This is a genomic window from Bifidobacterium sp. ESL0819, from assembly GCF_052606245.1.
Genome location: NZ_CP199587.1, coordinates 1,035,443 through 1,054,573 on the forward strand (window position 1 = coordinate 1,035,443; position 19,131 = coordinate 1,054,573).

The following is a 19,131-nucleotide window of genomic DNA, read 5'->3' on the forward strand; positions in this document are numbered from 1 at the left end:
TCAGTACCCTTACGGTGGGTATCCGACCGGTCAGGGCATGAATGTCCAAGGCATAAACGGACAGGGGGCCGGTGCTGGATATCCGTTTGCTCCTCAGAACGTCGGTCAATATCCGGGAGCGTATCGGTCAGGGCCCGATCGGCCCGGTCCGTATCGGCCCGCTGGGTATCCAGCCGGTCAGCAGTATCCAGCCGGACAGTATTCTGGCGGGCAGCATCCCGGCCGCCAGAGTCCCCAAAGACCCCATCAGCCGGGACCACCAGGCTATCCCGGCCAGTACTCGGCTGGCCAATACCCTCAGGGTGGATACCCCAGTAATCAATACCCAGCAGGTCAGTATCGCCGCAATCAGTATCCTGGAGGTCAGTATCACCCGCGGAACCCCACGCCCCGGCCTTACCCGGTCATGCCCCAAGACGGGTACCACGAGGCTATGCCCAACAGCAAGCGCCCCTATCCGATATCGCCCACCCCGCATAGCAAACTGACAGCCGGAATTCTCAGCCTCTTTCTGGGCTGTTTCGGCGTGGGCAATTTCTACCTGGGCAGGACCGGCCGGGGCGTGGCTCAGCTTATGCTTACCCTGATCGGCTTCTTCTTCTTCTTCCTTGGGCCGACTATCGCCATAATTTGGGGAATGGTCGAAGGCATCCTGATTCTGACATCCTCACCCGACTCTTTCTGGCATCGTGACGCTCGCGGATGGGAGCTGACGGATTGAAGTCGGCCCGCCTGCGTGGCGTCGGGAAGCAGGCGGGCGGCAAACTGGCCGCTGTAACCCTGACCTTGGGCGAAGATCCAGCCTCCTGTCCGGTCATTGCCTCCTGCAGGATTGACGGCGACTTTTTCACGGAGCCATCTGCGACAGCCTCCCAGGAATCCGAAGAGGATCGTGGACCAGTATCACGATTGGAATCCGTAATTTGCGATATGCCGCTGCCTCTTGATCCTGGTATGGCTCTGGAAAGGCTGGGCAGGGTCATGGCAGACGGGGACGGCCAGCGAATTGTCGGCGTTTCCGCATGGACCCTGGTAACCGCGCTGGAGCAGGCCCTGCCGACTGGGCTGGTCATCTTTAGACAAGGGGAGGTCCCGCTGCCATCATCGTCGGACCAGGCCTCTTTCCGGCAGTCGCAGCCGGACGAGGCCGAATGCCGTCGCCGCTGGTCTGGGCTGAAGCTGGATCTGATCAGAGATCGTCCACGGGAGCCGGTCATGCAGATGGCCATGGATCAGGCCCTCAATGATGCCGTGGCTCAAGGCCAGCTGCCGCCCACCCTGCGCATCTGGAACTGGTTGGCGCCAGCCGTGATCCTGGGACGTTTCCAGTCCTTGAGCCGAGAGGTCCACATCGAGCGGGCACGCAGTCTCGGCTTTGCGCTGGTACGCCGTTGCACCGGCGGTGGCACCATGGTCATCCAGCCTGACCGGGCCATTACGTATTCCCTCTATCTGCCTCTGGATTTCGTGAAGGGGGCGGACCTGATCGATTCCTACCGGATCTGTGACTATTGGTTGGTCAGAGGTCTGCGTATGCAGGGGGTTCAGGTCGGCTGGCAGGGCATGAATGATATCGCCTCCCCGCAGGGCAAGATAGGGGGCGCCGCCCAACGCAGGCTACCGGCAGGCTCCCTGGGGCCGGGCGGACTGCTCCACCACACCACCCTTTCCTACTCGGTGGATGCCGATCTGATGGCTCAGGTGCTCAACGTGGACCCCGAGAAGTTCCATGACAAGGCCGTGGCCTCGGTCAGAAGCCGGGTGGATCCCATCGACAGGCAGACCAGTCTGTCCCGTCAATCCCTGATCGATGCCCTTCTGGATACTCTGCCCTCCCTGGTGGAGGATCTGCGTATGTCTAGGCCTGCGCCCGAAGTTGAGCAGCGGGCCCGTACCCTGGCCCGGCAACGCTACGGCCGTGAGGAATGGACCGCTCAGATCGCCTGACGAGGCAAGGGGGTTGATGTGTATGGGTATAATCGTGCTCAGTCGCGTCGAACCCGGCGTGAGGTCATCAACCATGCGTGAGTCGGTGCAGACCCGCCAGACATGGCGAAAAGGAGTGAGAAGTATGGCGGTTCACAAGCCCAATGAGATTCCCGATGATGGGAACGCGCTCAGGCAGACCGCCCTATTCAAACAGGTGCACAAGCAGGACGCCGACCAGCTTCTGGACACTATGCGTGAGTTCACTTATGCCAAGGGGTCCACGGTCTTCCGACAGGGGGATACCGACCATCGCATGTATTTGCTGGAGGAGGGACGAGTCAAGCTGGTCCGCCAGTCGCCAGACCGTCGCATCCAACTGCTCAGCATCCACGGACGCGGGGAGATTCTGGGTGAGATTCCCGTCTTTGACCCTTCTGGCGGACCGCGTACAGCCTCGGCTGTGGTCATGGTCAACAAGACCAAGGTGGCAGCTCTGGATCACGATACCCTCTTCGACTGGCTCAACCAGCACCCCAAGGTGGCTGTGGACATGCTTCAGGTGCTGGCTCACCGCCTGCGAACTGATAACGAGCGCATCTCCGACTTGGTTTTCCTGGACGTGCCGGCCCGCCTGGCCAAGACCCTGCTGGATCTGGCCACACGCTTCGGCGAACCCTTCGAGCAGGGGCTGATGGTTCCTTATGACCTGACTCAGGAAGAACTGGCCCAGCTGGTCGGTGCCTCACGGGAGACCGTCAACAAGGCCCTGATGGACTTCTCCAACCGGGGATGGATATCTCGCAAGGGTCGCACCATCATCATTTTCCAGCCAGGGCCTTTGATTCGACGCTCGCGTATGTGAACGCCGCCGCCCGGTAGAGCCGACGGCCTAGGATGGAGACCATGCCCGAACAAAAGAAATCCATGTCGGTCAGGCGCTTCTTCACGCTGCTGCTGGCTTACCTCATCTTCTGCGTCGCAGGTGGCGTGGTCGTCTCTGGTTTCCTGCTTCCCGCTGTATTCGGCATCAACGCCGCCTCCAGGAATCTGATGCCTGCCTTGAAGACGGAGAACATCGACTTCAACGTTAACGATCTGCCTCAGCAGTCCCGCCTCTACGCCTCCGACGGGCATACGGTCATCGCCACTTTCTATGCGCAGAACAGGATAGTGGTGCCCATCAAGGATGTTTCCGACTATATGCAGAAGGCTGTGGTGGCCCGCGAGGACCGTCGTTTCTTCGAGCATGCCGGCGTGGACACCCAAGGCGTGCTCAGGGCTTTCATCCAGACCTACATCAAACAGGGCGACACCCAGGGCGGATCCTCTCTGACCCAGCAGTATGTCAAAAACGTGCTCATGAGCCAGGCTGAAGAAAACAACGACCCCATCGCCGAGTACCACGCCCAGGAGGAGACCATAGCCCGCAAGATGCGGGAGATGCTGATCGCGGTGCAGATGGAGAAGAAGTATTCTAAGGCTGAAATTCTTCAAGGGTATTTGAACATTGCCCAGTTCGGCACCAACGTCTACGGGGTTGAGTCGGCAGCCAGGCGCTACTTCAGCAAGTCAGCCAAGGACCTGGACCCGGGCGAGGCCGCCACCATTGCCGCCGTGACCAAGAATCCCGCCCGCTTCGACCCCACCGTCAATGTCAAGAACGCCCAGGAGCAGCGCGACATCGTTTTGGATCTGATGCGGCAGGAGAACTACATCAACCAGCGTCAGTATGACGAAAACAAGGCCAAGCCGCTGGATCAGATGCTGCATGTGCAGTCTGTGGACGCCGGTTGCCAGGCGGCCGGGGACGCAGCCTTCTTCTGTGATTATGTAACTAAGCAGATCCTCAACTCCAAAGAGTTCGGCAAAAGCCAGGAAGAGCGCAACAAGCTCCTCAAGGAGGGCGGCCTGTCTATCTACACCACCATGGACGTCAACGCCAATGCCGCAGCCATGAAAGCGGCCCGTGACACCATTCCCGTGGACGATCCAAGCGGCTTCGAAGTCACTATAGCGTCCATTCGCCCGGGAACAGGCGAAGTTCTGGGCTTTGGCATCAACCGCATCTACGATGCCACCCAGAACTCTGGGGGCGGCACCCGCACAGCCATCAACTATGCCGTAGACCAGATCGACGGCGGCGGATGGGGCTTTCCTGTGGGATCCACCTGGAAGCCCATCAACCTGGTCTCTTGGATGAAGGCCGGGAAATCCATCAACCAGCCCTTGCGCACCTCCACCGGATACCCGCAGGCCTCCTTCGCCTGCAAGACGGCGGACGGCACTCCCTACGGGTTCGGCACCGGCAGCTGGCATGTGGAGAACTCGGGCGGCGGCACCGTCTCGCCGGAGTCCCCCCTGCAGGGCCTGGTACGCTCGCACAACACCACCCAGGCCTCCATGGCCCAGCAGATCGGTCTGTGCTCCATAGCCGACACGGCCAAGGAAATGGGCTACCACAATTCGCCCAAGGATCAGATGGATATTCACTCGTCCAATACCTTCCAGCCGCCTATGACCATCGGCGCGGTTCAGGCATCCCCGCTGACCATGGCCAACGTCTACGCCACCATCGCCGCCAAGGGAGTGGCGTGCAGCCCCATAGCCATGACCAAGGTGATCGACAAGAACGGGCAGTCCGTCAAGGTGCCCAAAGCCAACTGCCATCAGGCCATCGATCCCGGCATTGCCGAGACCACTGCTTATGCGCTCAATCAGGGTGTTGTCCAGCCCGGAGGCGAGGCAGCAGTCACTCAGCTGGATGGAGGGCGCAAGACTTTCGCCAAGACCGGCACCCATGAGGACAAGTACATGCTGACGGGCGGGTTCGTACCCCAGGTTGCCGCCTATGTCACCGTGGGCAATGCGGAGGGTCAGGTCTCCTTCACCAACAGGACCATCAACGGACGGTCCATGCACACCTGGTACGGCATGTATATAGCCACGCCTGCCTGGAAGGAGTTCATGAACACGTACCTGGCCGCGGCCAACATCCAGCCGGACAACTCCTACGGCAATCCCGATCCCAGGTTCACCGGCGGGGTTCAACAGCCTCAGCAATCCCAACAGCGGGAACAGTCCCAGCAACGGTACACGGACAGCCAACGACAGACGAACCGACGTGGCCAAGGAAACCAGTCAGGGACTCAAAATACTGGTCCGGACCAATCGCAAACGGTAAATTCGCCAGAGGACTAGGGCCTGGTTGGATGGTCTTTCAACAGGTCCCGACAAGGTCCAGTGAAGGGCTGTGCCTACAATGAGACCATTAGGGATTCGTCGACGGGTGGACCACGAGGGGTGTGGACGCCCGCCGGGAGAGGCAGGAACAGATGGTCCAGAAATATTCAGAGCTGGATGACAAGGCCCCTCGGGCCGAAGGCCCGGTCAATGAGGATCAGGCAATACCCGGGCCGGTGAACGGCTCTGGCATATTGGATGTGTCCAAGCCGAGCTGGTCGTTTGAACCGGGTGCCGACGACGGGAAGAACAAGGCTGGCAAGGGTGCCAAGGGGATCAAGCCGTCCAAGAGAGGCAAGAAGGCCAAGAGGGTTCAAAAGGCCGGGAAATCAGGATCCGGCAAAATGCGGGAGTTGTCCCTGCCTGTGCTTTTCCAGCCCATGGACTTGCGCGACCAGCATATCCGCAACAGAATCTGGATGCCGCCCATGGATACCTATTCGGCCCTGCGGCACGACGGGGTTCCTACCAACTTCCACTATCAGCATTATGTGTCCCGGGCTTTGGGAGGTTTCGGAGTCGTCATCGGAGAGGCCACCGCCGTCAATCCTCAGGGGCGGATTTCCCCCTGCGATGTTGGGCTATGGAACGACGAGCAGGCCAGGGCCTGGCAGGGCATCGTCCGGGATGTCAAGGCCGCTGGAGCCGTGCCCATCGTCCAGCTCAACCATTCGGGCCGCAAAGGTTCCTCAGGGTGCTCCTCCATGGGCTATATCAATGCTACCGTGCCCGTGGCTGAGGGCGGGTGGCAACCCGTAGGCCCCAGTCCTATCGCCTACGGCAGGATGGCGGTCCCGGTCCAGCTTTCGCGGGCTCAGATAGCCTCCATTGTCGCTGACTTCCGCTCTGCTGCTGTCCGAGCCGTTCAGGCTGGCTTCCTTGGGGTGGAGCTGCACGCCGCCCACGGCTACCTGCTCTCTGAATTCCTCGACCCGTTGGTCAACCGCCGCAACGACGAATACGGGGGCGATCTGTCCGGCAGGATGCACCTGCTGATCCAGGTGACTGACGCTGTGCGTGAGGTCATTCCCTCGGGCATGCCCCTGCTGGTGCGCATGTCTGCAACCGACTGGGCGACTGGCGGATGGGGTCTTGACGAGACTATCAGCACTGCCAAGGTGCTCAAGCTGCACGGGGTGGATCTGATTGATGTTTCCACCGGAGGTCTGGTGCCTGGTATGAAGATTCCGGCTGCTCCCAACTACCAGGTGCCATTCTCCTACCAGGTGCGCAGCCAGGTGCTGATTCCCACCACAGCGGTGGGGCTGATCACCAAGCCCAAGCAGGCCGACCGGATCGTGCGCAAGGGCCTGGCAGATGCGGTCGAGATCGGTCGAGCCAGTCTGCGCGACCCCTATTGGCCGCTCAGGGCTGCATACAAACTGGGGCTGTCCGCTCAGCAGACTCCCTACCCTGAGCCCTACCGCCGCGGGGCCTACGGCACCGCACGCTGACAGCGGCCATGGATGCTGTTCGCTGCGGAGCGGGGACTATTGTGGTCATGCCCACGTATCAGGAGGCTGACAATATCGGGGTAACTCTTCCGCAGCTGATGGCATGCTGCCCCGAAGTAGATGTGCTGGTCGTCGACGACAGCTCGCCGGACGGCACCGGTGCCATGGCCGAGAATATGGCCATGCGCGATCCTCGTGTTCACGTGATTCATCGGCATGCCCGCCGTGGGCTGGGTCCAGCCTATGTGCAGGGGTTCCGCTGGTCTTTGGAGCATGGCTACGATCTGATCTGCGAGATGGATATGGATGGCTCCCATCGGCCCCAGGATCTGGCGAGGATGCTGGCAGTGGCTCAAGGCCCTGCACATCCGGGTCTGGTCATCGGCTCGCGCCGGGTGCACGGAGGCCGAACTCAACACTGGCCCTGGTACAGGGCTCTGATCTCGCGTGCGGGATCCTGGTATGCTCGCACCGCCTTGCGGTCCTCCGTACGAGATATGACCGCCGGTCTGCGTGTCTATCGAGCTGACGTGTTGAGGCGGATCGATTTGGGAAGGGTTCGCTCCAGCGGCTACGTCTTCCAGGTGGATATGCTGCGTCGAGTCCAGGCCATGGGCGTGAGCGTGGTGGAGGTGCCTATAATTTTTGTGGAGCGGGTCCGAGGAAGATCGAAGATGGATGCTGGGATCGTTCTGGAGGCCATGGTCCAGGTCACCCTGTGGGGATTTGAACGGCTGATCCGTCGAAAGTGACATCCGAACCTATTTGTGTTCGCTTTTATATGCGACTTTGTAGGGATTTGTTGGAGTCTTGCAGACAGATTGGGCCATGGTGAACAGATTCCTGCAAGAGCGTTGGTAGGCCTCTGGCGTATGGAAGAGTGATCCAAGTATGACAGGGACGTCGAATTCCGCGTTTGCTTTGGGACGGCGACCGCAGTCTGATGGCCGGCTTGCCAGTTTGGGCGAATGTGTGCGATAATGTTCGAATGATATCGTCACAACGCCAACACCTCATATTGAACCGGTTGCGTACTCGTGGCGCAGTCCGTATCACCGCCCTCTCCAAGGAGCTGGGCGTCTCCGCCATGACCATCCGCCGGGACATTGCCGACCTGGCGGACAAGGGTCTGCTCAAGAGGGTCCATGGAGGGGCCGTCACCACAAGCTCGCTTCTGGCTGAGCCGCTCTTCTCAGTCAAGTCACAGATGGACATGGGCCTCAAGGACACCATCGCCCGTCGTGCTATCGAATATGTCTCCCCGGGCGACGTCATCGCCATCGGGGGAGGGACCACGGCCTACGTCTTCGCCCAGCATCTCCTGGAGAGCCGTCAGTGCGCCGGAGTGACCCTGCTGACCAATTCCATCCCTGTGGCCGAGCTGGTTCAGGCCATGGAGAGCAAGGACGTCGAAGTCATCGTCACTGGCGGCGTCATCACCCGATCCAACTCCCTGGTCGGCCCCATTGCGGACAAGGTCATCGCCTCGCTGCGGGTCAACACGGTCTTTCTGGGCACCCACTCGGTCTCCATACCCCGAGGCTTCCTGATGCCCAACTCTTTGGAGGCGGCCACGGATATGGCGCTGATGGACATCGCCGACCGGACCATTATTTTGACCGACCATACCAAGTGGAGCTGCACCTCCCTGTCGCTGTTCGCATCCTTCGACCAGGTGGATACCGTCATCACCGACGATCAGCTTGACCAGGAGTCAGCCGAGTCCACGAGGTCTCTGGTCAATCGGCTGGTTCTGGTGCCGGTCAACCCCGAGGAAGGCCAGTCTCATGACGGTGCCTCCGCTGAGTCCGAGGCCGGTGCCAAGGAAGCGACCCACGCCCGATGAGCGAGCAGCCACACAAGGATGCGCCGGTTGCGGTGGCGGGTTGCCATGGATTGTCAATCATCACCGACGATGAAGGAGCAGCATGAAGTCAGAGCAGTATGTCCCCCAACGGTATGTTCCCGGCGACTATGCCAGGGAGCATATCCGCATCACTCCCACCAGGCTGGCCGACGGGCGTCGGTTCTTCTACTTGGATGATGATCCTGAGTACGTCTCGGGTCGCAAAACCAGGCGTTTGGATGACCCTCGTCCTCTGGCCGACCGGTTCGCCCCCCATCAGGATCAGGAGGGCAGGACGGTGCCCTTCCAGCCGCCGCAGATGCGCCGGGACCCTTTGACTGGGGACTGGATCCCCATGGCTACAGCCAGGATGAACCGGCCCATCACCGCCGGTCCGCAGGCTACGGCCAAGGGCAACCCTTTGGCTGCCAGAAAGCCCGGAGACCCCTACCAGGATGGGGAGATCCCCGATGTGGACTACAACGTGGCCGTCTTTGAGAACCGCTTCCCCTCCATGATGCAGGTGCCCGATACGCAGACGGCAGGCAAGCCATCCCTGGTGGACGGCAACCCCCTCTGGCCGGTGCGTGAGGCCAACGGGCGCTGCGAGGTGGTCTGTTTCGACCCTGACGAGCACGCCCTCCCTGCCGACCTGCCGGTCTCCCGTCTGCGGACGGTCGTGGAGGCCTGGGCCTTCCGCACTGCTGAGATCTCGACCATGGAGGGCATCGAACAGATCTTCCCCTTCGAGAACCACGGCCAGGAGATCGGCGTCTCGCTGGCTCATCCCCACGGACAGATCTACTGCTATCCCTTCATAGCCCCACGGCTGGAGCAGGAGTTGAGGCAGTGCGCCGACTATCGGGAGCGTACCGGCGGCAACCTCTTGGCGGACATCCTCAAGGCCGAGCTGGACTCTGGACGACGCCTGGTCTTCCGCAATGCCACCTGGGTGGCCTATGTGCCTGCCGCCGCCCGTTGGCCTTTGGAAGTCCACATGGCCCCAGTACGCGACGGGATTCTGAGCCTGGACCAGCTCAATGACCAGGAGCGTTGGGATCTGGCCGTCATGTATTCCACCCTGCTCAAGCGGGGCAACGCCTTCTTCGACAAGGGCGATGGCAGGGGGATGGATCTGCCCTACATCGCCGCCTGGCATCAGGCCCCACTGCACGATCCGCGGCGGGAGGACTACAGGCTCAACCTGCAGTTCTTCTCCTTCCGCCGTGCCGTGGACAAAATCAAGTATCTTGCCGGGTCCGAGTCAGGCATGGCTGCCTGGGTCTCGGACACCACCCCAGAGCGGATCGCTGACCGCTTCCGTCAACTGGGGCCTCTGGACCTGGAGAATGGAGAGGATCGATGACGACGAGGGCGGAATTCATACAGGCCTGGACCCAGGGTACGGACGGCCAAGGCGCCACCAAGGCCCGAGAGCTCTTCCAAAAGGTCTATGGAGTGGACCCTCAGGGCGTCTGGAGCGCACCCGGGCGGGTCAACCTGATCGGCGAGCATACGGATTACAACGCCGGGCTCAGTCTGCCCATCGCCCTGCCTACTCGTACCTATGTAGCCGTCAGTCCCAGGGCGGACAGCCGGGTGCGCCTGGTCTCCACCATGGATCCGGAGAATCCGGTCCAGACTGATCTGGATGGGCTTCAGGCCCGGGGAGTGAGCGGTTGGGCGGCCTATCCGGTCGGTGTGGCCTGGGCCCTGCAGCGGGATGGCTTCCCGCAGGTTCAAGGGTTCGATCTGGCACTGGCCTCCTGCGTTCCCGTGGGGTCCGGATTGAGTTCCTCGGCGGCCATGACCTGCGCAGTGGCCCTGGCCCTGGATGACCTGTTCGGTCTGGGGCTGGGAGGCAACGAAGCTGGTCGGGTCAGGCTGGTCCAGGCCGCCATCACGGCTGAGAATGATATGGCCGGCGCTTCTACCGGCGGCATGGATCAGAGCGCCTCCATGCGGTGTCAAGCCGGCTGCGCCCTGCGGTTGGACTGCAGGCCGGAACTGGATGCCATGAGCAACGTGCGTCAGGTCCCCTTCGACTTGAAGGCTGCAGGCCTGGAGCTGCTGGTTGTCAACACCAGGGCTCAGCACCATCTCAACGATGGCCAATACGATCAGCGCCGAGCCACCTGTGAGCAGGCTGCGCATCTGCTGGGGGTGGCCAACCTGCGCCAGTCGGCAGACCAGATCAATGGCGCTGCTGATCCTGCATCCGCCATGGCTGCGCTGCTGGGGCAGCTGTCCGATGAGACCATGCGTCGGCGGGTCCGTCACGTGGTCAGCGAGATAGGACGGGTGGACCGCTTCATCGAGGCCTTCGGCAAGGGCGATTACGCCTTGGCGGGCCGCCTTATGAACGCTTCCCATGACTCTCTGCGGGACGACTACGAGGTCACCTGCCCGGAATTGGATGAGGCCGTGGACGCGGCACGCCAGGGCGGGGCCTACGGAGCACGCATGACCGGCGGCGGGTTCGGCGGGTCCATCATTGCCTTGGCTGATGCTGGCAAGGGCTCCGATCTTGCCCGTGACATCACCGAACGATTCGCATCCAAAGGGTTCAAGGCCCCCGAAGCCCTGATTGCCCTGCCCTCCTCGGCGGCCGCACGCGAATCCTGAGCTGCAGACCTCTACGACCTCGCTTCTCCCTGCGCTCCTCTAAGCTGGGGAAGCGGGGTCCTGGTTTTCAGAGGGGCCGGTCAAGGGCGAGGTGGATGAGGAGGACGGTCATGGACAAGGCAATCATCACGGTGGTGGGCAGGGATGCCATCGGCATCATCGGCAAGGTCTGCACGGATCTTTCCCAGCAGGGCATCAATGTACTGGATATTTCGCAGACCATTCTGGATGGCTTTTTCACCATGATGATGATCGTGGACTGCACCGCCTGCCGGGATGATTTCGATGCGCTCAGCCAGCGGATGGAATCTTTGGGAGAGGACATCGGAGTCTCCATACGTTGCCAGCGCGAGGAGATCTTCACCAGGATGCACCGGGTCTGAGGAGGCGGCCATGATCACACGAGACGAGGTCCTGGAGACCAACGACATGATCGACCGGGAGCGCCTGGACGTGCGCACCATCACCATGGGTATCAGCCTGCTGGACTGCGCCAGCCAGGATGTGGACATGCTCTGTCGGAACATTCATCGCCGAATCGTCTCCCTGGCGGGCGACCTGGTGTCTACGGGGGACGCCATCGCCCGCGAGTACGGCATTCCCATCGTCAACAAGCGCATCACCGTCACCCCCATCTCCTTGGTCGCGGCCGGCGCCTGCCACACCGTGGAGGACTATGTGGCTGTGGCCAAGACCCTGGACCGCTCGGCCCAGGAGGTCGGTGTCAACCTGATAGGTGGCTATTCCGCCCTGGTCGGCAAGGGCATGACTCCGGCGGAGCGGTTGCTGATCAAATCCCTGCCCAGAGCGCTGAGCCAGACGGAACGGGTCTGCGCCAGCGTCAACGTGGGCTCCACCAGAACGGGCATTGATATGGATGCCGTAGCCCTCATGGGGCGGGTCGTCAAGGCCGCTGCCGAGAGCACCGCCGACTCGGACAGCTCCGGCTGCACCAAGCTGGTGGTTTTCTGCAACGCCCCTGATGACAACCCCTTCATGGCCGGTGGCTTCCACGGGGTCAGCCAGGGGTCGGCAGTCGTCAACGTGGGCGTCTCAGGACCCGGCGTGGTCAAGACCGCCTTGGAATCAGCCAAGGGAGCGGACTTCAGACAGCTCTGCGAGACCATCAAGCGGACGGCTTTCAAGATCACCCGGGTGGGGCAGCTGGTGGCCCAGGAGGCCAGCCGCCGCCTGGATGTGCCCTTCGGGATCATCGACCTGTCCCTGGCTCCCACTCCGGCGGTCGGAGACTCAGTGGGGGAGGTTCTGCAGACCATGGGTCTGGAGCAGGTGGGCGCCCCGGGAACCACCGCTGCCCTTGCCATCCTCAACGATCAGGTCAAGAAGGGCGGCATCATGGCTTCCAGCTCGGTGGGCGGGCTGTCCGGGGCCTTCATTCCTGTGTCCGAGGATGCCGCCATGATCCAGGCCGCGCAAGAGGGGAGCCTGACCCTGGAGAAGCTTGAGGCCATGACCTGCGTCTGCTCGGTGGGCCTGGACATGATCCCCATCCCCGGGGATACTTCTGCGGAGTCCATCTCCGGCCTCATCGCCGACGAGGCGGCAATCGGCATGATCAATCAGAAGACCACTGCAGTCAGAGTCATTCCCGTCATCGGCAAGCAGGTGGGCGAGTGGGCCGAATTCGGCGGACTCATGGGCGGTGGCCCGGTCGTGCCTGTCAATACCCGATCCTGCGCGGCATTCGTCAATCGAGGCGGACACATCCCAGCACCCATCCACAGCTTCAAGAACTGAGATCGTCCCGGAGTTCAGCGGCCGCCTTGGAATCCCAGTTGACGCCAGGCCTCGTAGATGGCAATGGATGCGCAGTTGGTCAGGTTCAGGCTGCGCAGGCTGGGCCGCATGGGCAGCCTGACCTGTTCGGCTACATGAGGGCCGGCCATGATCTCCATGGGATCGGGGATGTCGCCCGGTTCGGGGCCGAACAGGAGGATGTCGTCCGGCCGGTAGCTGACCTCGGTATAGAGCTTGTCGGCGTGGGCGGTGAAGGCGATGATCCGGCTGTCGGGCATGGAGCGGACCAGGTCGTCGAAGTCCGGGTGCAGAACCACGTGAGCCATGTCGTGATAGTCCAGGCCGGCCCGGCGCAGCTTGGTGTCCTTGAGGTTGAAGCCCAAGGGCTCTATCAGATGCAGGATGGTGCCAGTAACGGCGCACAGGCGGATGGCCGAGCCGGTATTGCCGGGGATTCGCGGCGAGTAGTAGCACAAGTGGGGCGTGGAGGTCTTCACTCGGCTGGCCTGATCGGCTTTCATCATGGCATCCACTACGGAGATGGGGTTGCCATGAGCGTCGGTGACCAGCTCGTCGGGACCATAGTTCGATTTGCGGTACCCGTACTCGTACATGCGTTCGACGGCGTTCGACGGGTCGCCGGACCGCTCCTGCTCCTGCCTGTTCATGAGGCCAACCTATCGTCGCCAACCGACAGGAGAGGCATTGGAGGTCGGCACCGGCGGGCAGAATACGGCGGTTGAATGAGGCAGATATCGGATGGTGAAGGGCGGTGTGATCATGGAGGGTGCGGAAACGGCCTTGACGCAGATGGAGCCTATCCGCCTGCGGCTGTTCGACTGGTGGAGCCGTTACGCTCGCGACCTGCCCTGGCGCTTTGGACGAACCACGCCCTGGGGGGTTCTGGTCTCCGAGGTCATGAGCCAGCAGACCCAGATGAGCCGGGTGGTGCCCTACTGGACGGCCTGGATGAGGGTGTGGCCGGATGCGGCCTCCCTGGCCGCCGCCCCTAAGGCTGAAGTCATTACGGCCTGGGGCAGGCTGGGCTACCCGCGTCGAGCCCTGCGTCTGCAGGAATGTGCGGAACAGGTTGCCGGCCGGTATGCAGACCGTCTGCCCCAGGATTACGACCAGCTGGTGGCCCTGCCTGGCATCGGCGACTACACGGCCAGCGCTGTCATGAGCTTTGCCTACGGCGAGAGGATCGCCGTCATCGACACCAACATCCGCAGGGTGCTCTCCAGAGTCTTTCTGGAGCGGGAATCCACCGGGGGCGCTGTTAGCCGAGAGGAGCGCCAGCTGGCCTGGAATGTTCTGCCTAAGGACGAGAGATCCGAGGATGCCGGTGCCGAGGGCGAAGGGCCGGAGGATGCCGGTGTCGAGGACAGCGGTGCCCAGGGGGATAGCGGCCGTCTGGGATTGGCTGATCCGCAGGTCCGATCGGCAGCTTGGCGGGAACCGGCCTCGGCCCGATGGAACCAGGCTGTCATGGAGCTGGGCGCCACAGTCTGCGTCGCTCGCAAACCGGCCTGCGATATCTGCCCCCTGGCTGGCCACTGCCGCTTTCTCAAGGCTGGGCTGCCCGGCCTGGGTGCAGGCAGGACCAGACCCCGGCAGCGCTTCGCGGGAACCGATCGGCAGATCCGCGGATCCATCCTCCAAGCGTTGCGGCAGGCTTCGGGCACGCCCCTTTCAAAGAAGGAACTGCAACCCCTGTGTGCGGACGAAATCCGGCTTGATCGATGCATCGTCTCCCTGGATGATGACGGTCTTCTCGAGATCGGTCAGGATGGCCTCCTGCGTCTGCCGAAGTGAAGGCCGCCCCCGGTGACTAGACTGGAGCAGTATGGCCAAGCGACGCATGAGCGAAAAGAAGCGGCGGATGTATCGTCGTCGAAGGATTGCGGCCGCCCTCCTGGCGGTGCTTTTTCTGCTGGTCTGCGCTGGCCTGGTCTGGGGCGTGGGGGCCGGCATCAGAGCCCTCCGGGGGGGCGATGGGCGCCAGGGGGCCTCGACCAGCGTCCATCAGACCGCAAAGACTAAATCTCAGGACAAAGACAAGGACAAGCAGGGCAAGGATCAGAAGAGGAATGCTGACAAGAAGCGTTCCTCTGGTGCTCCTGACTGCGGCAAAGAGGATCTGGCCCTGGAGCTGTCTGCGCCTAATCCCAGCACTGGGGTCGGCGGGTCCATCGACTTTACGGCGACCATTCGCCACAAGGGAACAGGGTCATGTCTGGTGGACGGCTCCGACGGCGGCCGGGTGCTGGTCATCACCAGCGGCGAGGATACCGTCTGGCGCTCCGATGCCTGCCCGGTTGGGGCCCGTGCCCTGCTCATGGCTACTGGAGACAAGGACATGCAGACCATCACCTGGCATGCTGACAGGAGCCAGGACAGCTGTCAGCCCGACCAGAAGCTGCCCCGGGTCAAGGCGGGCTCCTACCAGGCCAAACTGGTGCTGAAGGCTGATTCGCACGTGGTCTCCCAACCCGTGCCGATCATGGTTCAATAGCGGCTTTTCAAAGACGACACGCCGATTGCATGCAGGGCTTCTATCTGCTATTGTTCTGTATCTACATGAGGTGTGTCATATAGCGGGCATGCATCATCGAGGAGATGCCCGCGAATAGGCATATGGCGGCCGTTCGGCATCTCCCTGGGGTAACAGGAATGATCGAGTACGGCGAGCGATAAGGAACGTCCATTTTGGCTGCCAATAAAGCTGTAAGAAGTACCACCACCACGCAGGCACGCGCTGACGAACACGACATCAAACTGCATAAGGCCACCGATCGTGTCAACTTCGGGTCCATCCGCGAACCCATCGAGGTGCCCTACCTCCTGGGCGTGCAGACCGACAGCTTCGACTGGCTGGTCGGCAACGACCGGTGGAAGAAGCGAGTCGAGGAGGACCAGGTCAACGGGACCCATACCGTGGCCCCCGTCTCCGGCCTGGATGAAGTCTTTCAGGAGATCTCTCCCATTGAAAACTTTGCGCAGACCATGAGTCTGACCTTCTCGGATCCCTACTTCGAGGAGCCCCGTCACACGGTCCAGGAGTGCAAGGAGAAGGACTACACCTACTCCGCCCCCCTGTACGTGAACGCTGAGTTCGAGAACGGGGACACCGGCGAGATCAAGTCGCAGACCGTCTTCATGGGCGACTTCCCGCTGCAGACCCCCCACGGCACCTTCATCATCGGCGGCTCGGAGCGCGTCATCGTCTCCCAGCTGGTCCGTTCCCCGGGCGTCTATTTCGACCGCACCCAGGACCGCAACTCCGACAAGGAGATCTTCGGAGCCAAGATCATCCCCAGCCGGGGCGCCTGGCTGGAGTTCGAGATCGACAAGCGCGACGTGCTGGGCGTGCGCGTGGACCGCAAGCGCAAGCAGTCCGCCATCGTCTTCCTCATGGCCATCGGCATGACCAAGCCGCAGATCCGCAAGGCCTTCAAAGGCTACCCGCTGGTTCTGGACGCCCTGGAGAAGGAGACCATCGAGACCCAGGACGAGGCGCTGACCGACCTCTACCGCAAGATCCGGCCTGCGGACACCGCCTCGCCCGAGGCTGGCCGCAACCTGCTGGACTCCTTCTACTTCAACACCAAGCGCTACGACCTGGCCCGGGTCGGCCGTTACAAGATCAACCGCAAGCTGGGTCTTGAGGCCGACTTCAACGACCGCAGCCTGCATCCTGAGGACATCATCGCCACCCTGAAGTACCTGGTGACCCTGCATGCCGGCGGGCATACCTTCCCCGGCCGCCGCGACGGCCAGGATATCGAGCTGCGGGTGGACGTGGACGACATCGACCACTTCGGCAACCGTCGCATCCGCCAGGTGGGCGAGCTGATCCAGAACCAGCTGCGCACCGGTCTGAGCCGTATGGAGCGCGTGGTCCGCGAGAGAATGACCACCCAGGACGCGGAGGCCATCACCCCGCAGTCCCTGATCAACATCCGCCCGGTCAATGCCACCATCAAGGAGTTCTTCGGAACCTCTCAGCTGAGCCAGTTCATGGATCAGAACAATCCGCTGGCCGGCGTGACCAACAAGCGTCGTCTTTCGGCCTTGGGCCCCGGCGGCCTGTCCCGTGACCGCGCATCCATGGAGGTGCGCGATGTGCACCCCTCCCACTACGGACGCATGTGCCCCATCGAGTCCCCTGAAGGCCCCAACATTGGTCTGATCGGATCCCTGGCCACCTTCGCCCGGGTCAATCCCTTCGGCTTCATCGAGACCCCTTATCGCAAGGTCGTGGACGGCCAGGTGACCGACGACGTGGTCTACATGACCGCCGATCAGGAGTCCGAGCACACCATCGCCCAGGCCAACCAGGAGATCGACGAGACCGGACACTTCGTCGAGGACGAGGCCCTGGTGCGTGACGCCGAGGCCGAGGCCAAGGATGTGCCCGTCTCCCAGGTGGACCTGATGGATGTCTCTCCCCGGCAGATGGTTTCGGTGGGCGCCTCCCTGATTCCATTCCTGGAGCACGACGAGGGCCACCGAGCGCTGATGGGCACCAACATGCAGCGTCAGGCCGTCCCTCTGGTCAAGTCCGAGCGTCCCCTGGTGGGCACCGGCTCCGAGTGGCGTTCCGCCATCGACTCGGGCGATGTCATCCTGGCCGAGAAGCCGGGCGTGGTCACCTACGTCTCCGCCGACATCATCCGCGTCATGAATGACGACGGCACCCAGTCCTCCTACAAGCTGGCCAAGTTCCAGCGGTCCAACCAGACCACCTGCTACAACCAGGTCCCCCTGATCAAGGACGGGGAGCGGGTCGAGGCCGGCACGGTCCTGGCTGACGGCCCCGCCACCGAGAAGGGCGAGATGGCCTTGGGCAAGAATGTCCTGGTGGCCTTCATGCCCTGGAACGGCTACAACTACGAGGATGCCGTCATCATCTCCCAGCGGCTGGTCCAGGACGACACCCTGAGCTCCATCCACATCGAGGAGTATGAGACCGACGCCCGCGAGACCAAGCTGGGCGCCGAGGAGATTACCCGGGACCTGCCCAACGTGGGCGAGGACGCGGTGGCCAACCTGGATGAGCGCGGCATCATCCGCATAGGCGCTGAGGTCGAGGCCGGAGACATCCTGGTCGGCAAGGTCACTCCCAAGGGCGAGACCGAGCTGACCCCCGAGGAGCGGCTCCTGCGGGCCATCTTCGGCGAGAAGAGCCGCGAGGTGCGCGACACCAGCCTGCGGGTGCCCCACGGCGAGACCGGCACGGTCATCGAGGTCAAGGAGGTCACCCGCGAGGATGCCGAGGAGGACGGCGACGAGCTGCCCAACGGCGTCAACCGGATGATCCGGGTCTACATCGCCCAGCACCGCAAGATCACCCAGGGCGACAAGCTCTCCGGCCGTCACGGCAACAAGGGCGTCATCTCGAGGATCCTGCCCGAGGAGGATATGCCCTTCATGGCCGATGGCACCCCCGTCGACATCATGCTCAACCCCCTGGGCGTGCCCTCCCGTATGAACCTGGGCCAGGTCCTGGAGCTCCATCTGGGGTGGATCGCCCACTCCGGCTGGGACATCAGCCTGGACCCCGACCTTCAGGCCGAGTGGAAGAAGCACATTCCGGCAGGAGCCGAGAAGGCCGAACCCGGCACCGCCGTGGCCACTCCGGTCTTCGACGGCGTGCGTCAGGATGCCTTGAACGGCCTGCTCAAGACCACCCTGCCCAACCGTGACGGCGAGCGTCTGGTGGGCGACGACGGCAAGGCCGTGCTCTACGACGGCCGCACCGGCGAGCCCTTCACCAAGCCGATCTCCGTGGGCTACATGTACATGCTCAAGCTCCACCACCTGGTGGACGACAAGATCCACGCCCGGTCCACCGGCCCCTACTCCATGATCACCCAGCAGCCCCTGGGCGGCAAGGCCCAGTTCGGCGGCCAGCGCTTCGGCGAGATGGAGGTCTGGGCCCTGGAGGCCTACGGCGCTGCCTACACCCTGCACGAGATGATGACCACCAAGTCCGATGACGTGGATGGCCGCGTCCGGGCCTACGGAGCCATCGTGCGCGGGGAGAACCTGCCGGCGGCCGGCATCCCCGAATCCTTCAAGGTGCTGCTCAAGGAGATGCAGTCGCTCTCCTTGAACGTGGAGGTGCTCAACGCGGAAGGCAACGTGATCGAGATGAAGGACGAGGACGACGACCCCAACGCCGCTTCCGACGATCTGGGCTTCAACATCGGCGCCCGTCCGGACGCCGCCGCCAAGGCCGACCAGTCCGCTCCCGAGCCGGAGTACCGCTGAGCC

15 protein-coding genes are annotated in these 19,131 nt (G+C 62.5%); 14 read left to right on the forward strand and 1 reads right to left on the reverse strand.

The genetic code is table 11. The annotated features are described in order from the left end of the window. The first annotated feature begins 433 nt into the window (after positions 1–433). From ACUIAD_RS04425 to ACUIAD_RS04475, 11 genes are all read left to right on the forward strand, one after another. On the forward strand, positions 434–721 hold the full coding sequence (locus tag ACUIAD_RS04425; protein WP_375314984.1) for a TM2 domain-containing protein: 288 nt from the start codon (positions 434–436) through the stop codon (positions 719–721). Further along, positions 703–1,947 (forward strand): lipoate--protein ligase family protein, encoded by a 1,245-nt coding sequence (locus tag ACUIAD_RS04430; RefSeq protein WP_445342887.1) that lies wholly within the window; start codon positions 703–705, stop codon positions 1,945–1,947. The genes ACUIAD_RS04425 and ACUIAD_RS04430 overlap by 19 nt, the downstream gene beginning before the upstream one ends. A 124-nt stretch (positions 1,948–2,071) precedes the next feature. Beyond that, positions 2,072–2,791, forward strand: coding sequence for a Crp/Fnr family transcriptional regulator (locus ACUIAD_RS04435; RefSeq protein ID WP_110451724.1), 720 nt, complete (start codon positions 2,072–2,074; stop codon positions 2,789–2,791). Between the two features lie 41 nt (positions 2,792–2,832). Beyond that, positions 2,833–5,127, forward strand: coding sequence for a transglycosylase domain-containing protein (locus ACUIAD_RS04440; RefSeq protein ID WP_258333107.1), 2,295 nt, complete (start codon positions 2,833–2,835; stop codon positions 5,125–5,127). A 134-nt stretch (positions 5,128–5,261) separates the two neighbouring features. Next, complete coding sequence (locus ACUIAD_RS04445; protein ID WP_375314985.1) at positions 5,262–6,623, forward strand: NADH:flavin oxidoreductase/NADH oxidase; 1,362 nt, start codon at positions 5,262–5,264, stop codon at positions 6,621–6,623. A gap of 8 nt (positions 6,624–6,631) precedes the next feature. Continuing rightward, positions 6,632–7,375 carry a polyprenol monophosphomannose synthase gene (locus tag ACUIAD_RS04450; protein ID WP_110451725.1) on the forward strand — a complete coding sequence of 248 codons (744 nt, stop codon included), beginning with the start codon at positions 6,632–6,634 and terminating at the stop codon, positions 7,373–7,375. Between the two features lie 218 nt (positions 7,376–7,593). After that, positions 7,594–8,469 (forward strand): DeoR/GlpR family DNA-binding transcription regulator, encoded by an 876-nt coding sequence (locus ACUIAD_RS04455; RefSeq protein ID WP_110451792.1) that lies wholly within the window; start codon positions 7,594–7,596, stop codon positions 8,467–8,469. 82 nt (positions 8,470–8,551) lie between these two features. Further along, positions 8,552–9,835: a galactose-1-phosphate uridylyltransferase gene (gene galT, locus ACUIAD_RS04460; RefSeq protein ID WP_445342888.1), complete on the forward strand. Its 1,284-nt coding sequence runs from the start codon at positions 8,552–8,554 to the stop codon at positions 9,833–9,835. Continuing rightward, positions 9,832–11,094, forward strand: coding sequence for a galactokinase (gene galK / locus ACUIAD_RS04465; RefSeq protein WP_110451727.1), 1,263 nt, complete (start codon positions 9,832–9,834; stop codon positions 11,092–11,094). The genes galT and galK overlap by 4 nt, the downstream gene beginning before the upstream one ends. Before the next feature lie 110 nt (positions 11,095–11,204). Beyond that, a complete protein-coding gene (locus tag ACUIAD_RS04470; protein WP_110451728.1) occupies positions 11,205–11,477 on the forward strand; it encodes an ACT domain-containing protein in 273 nt (90 codons plus the stop codon). 10 nt (positions 11,478–11,487) lie between these two features. Next, the gene (locus ACUIAD_RS04475) at positions 11,488–12,852 is read left to right on the forward strand and encodes a PFL family protein (protein WP_445342889.1); all 1,365 of its coding nucleotides are present in this window, start codon (positions 11,488–11,490) and stop codon (positions 12,850–12,852) included. A gap of 14 nt (positions 12,853–12,866) precedes the next feature. On the opposite strand, the gene ACUIAD_RS04480 is transcribed toward ACUIAD_RS04475, so the two are convergent. After that, complete coding sequence (locus ACUIAD_RS04480) at positions 12,867–13,520, reverse strand: tRNA (cytidine(34)-2'-O)-methyltransferase (protein WP_110451730.1); 654 nt, start codon at positions 13,518–13,520, stop codon at positions 12,867–12,869. Between the two features lie 142 nt (positions 13,521–13,662). Here ACUIAD_RS04480 and ACUIAD_RS04485 point away from each other — a divergent pair, with 142 nt between their 5' ends. From ACUIAD_RS04485 to rpoB, 3 genes are all read left to right on the forward strand, one after another. After that, positions 13,663–14,667: an A/G-specific adenine glycosylase gene (locus ACUIAD_RS04485; RefSeq protein ID WP_445343799.1), complete on the forward strand. Its 1,005-nt coding sequence runs from the start codon at positions 13,663–13,665 to the stop codon at positions 14,665–14,667. Between the two features lie 31 nt (positions 14,668–14,698). After that, a complete protein-coding gene (locus ACUIAD_RS04490) occupies positions 14,699–15,367 on the forward strand; it encodes a hypothetical protein (RefSeq protein ID WP_110451732.1) in 669 nt (222 codons plus the stop codon). A 194-nt stretch (positions 15,368–15,561) separates the two neighbouring features. After that, positions 15,562–19,128: a DNA-directed RNA polymerase subunit beta gene (rpoB, locus tag ACUIAD_RS04495; protein ID WP_445342890.1), complete on the forward strand. Its 3,567-nt coding sequence runs from the start codon at positions 15,562–15,564 to the stop codon at positions 19,126–19,128. The last annotated feature ends 3 nt before the right edge of the window (positions 19,129–19,131 follow it).